This is a genomic window from Paenibacillus ihuae (assembly GCF_001368795.1).
Classification (GTDB): domain Bacteria; phylum Bacillota; class Bacilli; order Paenibacillales; family Paenibacillaceae; genus Paenibacillus_AQ; species Paenibacillus_AQ ihuae.
The window spans coordinates 1892223-1895482 of the sequence record NZ_LN831198.1; the positions used below are offsets into that span (position 1 = coordinate 1892223).

The 3260-nt window shown below is 48.6% G+C and carries 3 protein-coding genes; all 3 read left to right on the forward strand.

The window, feature by feature from the left end:
- Positions 1-638 (forward strand): PDDEXK family nuclease (locus AQR02_RS08510; protein ID WP_054940200.1); only part of this gene is annotated, 638 nt, incomplete at its 5' end.
- Between the two features lie 348 nt (positions 639-986).
- Positions 987-2207, forward strand: coding sequence for an IS110 family RNA-guided transposase (locus AQR02_RS08515; protein WP_054940201.1), 1221 nt, complete (start codon positions 987-989; stop codon positions 2205-2207).
- A gap of 608 nt (positions 2208-2815) precedes the next feature.
- Positions 2816-3260 (forward strand): PTS transporter subunit EIIC (locus AQR02_RS33800; RefSeq protein ID WP_245237232.1); only part of this gene is annotated, 445 nt, incomplete at its 3' end.

A 3260-nucleotide genomic window follows, 5' to 3' on the forward strand; every position in this document is an offset into this window, starting at 1 on the left:
TCAGCCGTCATTCAGCAGAAAGAAGCGGTGAACGTAAGGGGAGATTAATGAGAGGTCATCATTTTGCGGAGAAGCTGTTCGTACAAAACGTGTGGTGGCCGCTGTTTGAGTCGCTGGACCATTTGCATCCCGAATATGAGGTGTATGACTGGAACCGCAAATCACAGTTTCTGGACTTTGCTTATCTGCCGCAGAATGGTGCGCGCTTCGGAATAGAATGCGATGGGTTTCAGAGTCACATTAAAGACATGGACCGGGAGAAATTCAGCTATGCACTGAATCGGGACGCTTTTCTCACCGCAATGGGCTGGAGGATGCTTCATTTCTCGTTTGATGATGTCCAGCAGCGTCCGGAAGTGTGCAGAATGCTGCTACAGCTTGCGCTTGCACCTTATTTGGCCAGAAAAGAAAATGTAACCAAACTGCTCTCCGAAGAAAAAGAAGTATTGAGGCTAGCCTGGCAACTTGGCAAACCGCTTCGCCCAAAGGATGTTACCGACTACTTTCAGATAAATTTCCGCACAGCCCGGAGGCTGCTGGATAGTTTAAGCGGAAAAGGGCTGTTAAGGCCAATTGCGGGTGGCCGAGGGGTTCGAAATTATGAGCTAAAGCCAATGCAACCTGATCAAATTTGGTGAACAGAGTGGTTGGAGTGAAAATTCACAAAAACTTTGAAGGATACTAACTGGTTGTACTCACAAAAGGATACTCTCCATTAAATCTAATGTATTTGGTGCAGTAGACGTCCATGCCGCCTGGTGGCACCCAAGAAGGATGAAAATGAGTTCGCGTCGAAGTTTCCTTTTACGGCTGGCGAAGAGAGGTCGAGTATTCTTGGTGCCTTGAGCCCGTGCAATAGACAGACCTCAGCAACTCTGGTGCACCTCAGATTGTTGCTCCACTTTTAGTGGAAGCACGAAGGATAGATTGCTTCATTACGTTGCTGCACCAGCCCCATCTACACAGCCGTAGAAGGAGGAAACGGGATGGATGTAGTGTTTAGCCATTGTTGTGGGTTGGACGTTCATAAAAAGAACGTCGTCGCTTGTGTCCTTACTCCCGAAGGTAAGGAAATTCGTACGTTTGCTACCCTGACCGATGATTTATTACTGCTCATGGACTGGCTTAAGAGCAAAAAGTGTACGGTAGTTGCTATGGAAAGCACCGCCTCATTCTGGAAACCCATTTTCAATTTACTCGAATTGGAGGAGATCCAGCCGCTCGTAGTCAATGCCCAGCATATTCGAAATGTGCCGGGGCGTAAAACGGACGTAAAGGATGCCGAGTGGATTGCGAGTCTACTCCGTCATGGTCTGCTAAAAGGCAGCTACATTCCCACCCGGGAGCATCGGGAATTGCGTGAACTCATTCGCTACCGCCGCAGTTTAATTGAAGAACGGGCCCGGGAAGCGAACCGGATTCAGAAAGTGCTGGAAGGGGCCAATATTAAACTCTCTTCCGTAATCCGCGATGTACTCGGGAAATCAGGCCGCGCAATGCTGGAGGCGATGATTGCTGGAGAAGAGGATCCCGTCGTTCTGTCCGAGTTTGCTCAGAAACGAATGAAGAGCAAGAAAGCAGAACTACAGCGTGCCTTGCACGGCCTGATGGGTCCTCACCAAAAACAAATGCTACAAGTCCAGCTTAGACATATTGATTTCCTTGAATCCGAAATCACCATGTTGGATGCAGAAGTCAACGCACGCATGTCCCCTTTTGAGGAAGACCTGGAACGACTGGATACCATCCCAGGCGTGGGACGGAGCACCGCCGAACAAATCGTAGCTGAAGCGGGTGTCAACGTGCAGGAACAATTCGGTTCAGCCGCCCGGCTTTGTGCGTGGGCAGGCCTCGCTCCAGGTCAAAACGAAAGCGCAGGAAAACGAAAAAACGCTAAAACTCGAAAAGGTAATTCCAAACTGCGAAGCGCATTAATTGAAGCGGCCAGAGCGGCCTCTCGAACCCAAGACACCTACTTGTCGAACATGTACAGGCGGCTGGCGGCCAGGCGCGGGGCTAACCGGGCAGCAGTCGCCGTGGCTCACCGTATCCTTTTAATTGCATACCATCTGTTAGCGGGCCGGCAGGAATACAAGGAACTGGGTTCCAGCTACTACGAAGAACGACAACGGGAGCATTCTATTCGGCGATCTGTCAAACGATTGGAGGCCTTGGGCTGTAAGGTTACTCTTGAAACGGTTAGTTAAGCACAGTTTCTTCTTGATAGCAGCCCCTTTTTAAAAAAAAGTGGAGAGGGGCTTAGTTTCGTACGGCCTGTTAAGCAACTTTGGTTTATTTTCAGGATAGAATTATCCGATTTCCTTCTTTTTGGTCTATGTGTGAAGAATCTGATGTATGGAGTGCAATAGATCGCAAAAATGAACACGAAATCTGCCAAACTATTGCACGAAATACAGCAGAATTGAATATGGGCCCGGAAAGCGTGTGTGACTGATAAGTGGCTATCATAAGATGTTTGTTTAATCATTTTTTTTGTGTCTTATTACAACATTCAAGTTTATAAAAATACAATTAGTCGCACCAGCACCATTCTGTTTTTAAAATAATCAGTTGGTCAAACAAATAAGCCAATGATCTCTCTGAATCACCTAAGAACAAAGTGTGTGCAAGAGCCTCCATCTGCCGATTCCATTGCCGATTCCCTGTTGCAGGACCAGCTTTTTTCTGTAACGCATTATTTCGATTTTCCTTCCCATCCCACCTGGAGGCGTGGTATTCTAAGTGTTGCGTATTCTTTTGACAAAAGCTGCTGTAGCGCTTACCATTCATTATAGAACGAAAGGAGAGGGTCACCTTGAATTGGCTCGGATCTTTGCAGCAGTTGGGCAGAGCCATTATGCTTCCTACCATGGTGCTTCCGGCTGCGGCCATTCTGCTGAGCCTGGGCAGCTTACCGTGGTCTGCATGGGGACTTTCTTCGGTATCCGAAGTGACTACATACGCGGGGCAGGGGATATTTTATTTCATGCCTTATTTGTTTGCTGTCGGTGTAGCCTGGGGGCTGTCCAATCAGGCCGGACCAGCCGGGCTTGCAGCGCTTGCGGGAATGTTCACCTATGACCGGATTGTTACCAATATGGGCAACGGGGCTGTTCAGCCTGCAACACTCATCGGAATTATCCTCGGGATTGTCGCCGGCGTGGCACATAACCGGTTCAAAAATATCAAGCTGCCAGAGGCGATCCAGTTTTTTGGCGGGTCACGTTTCGTCCTGTTGTTTATGGGACTGTTCTCCGCCT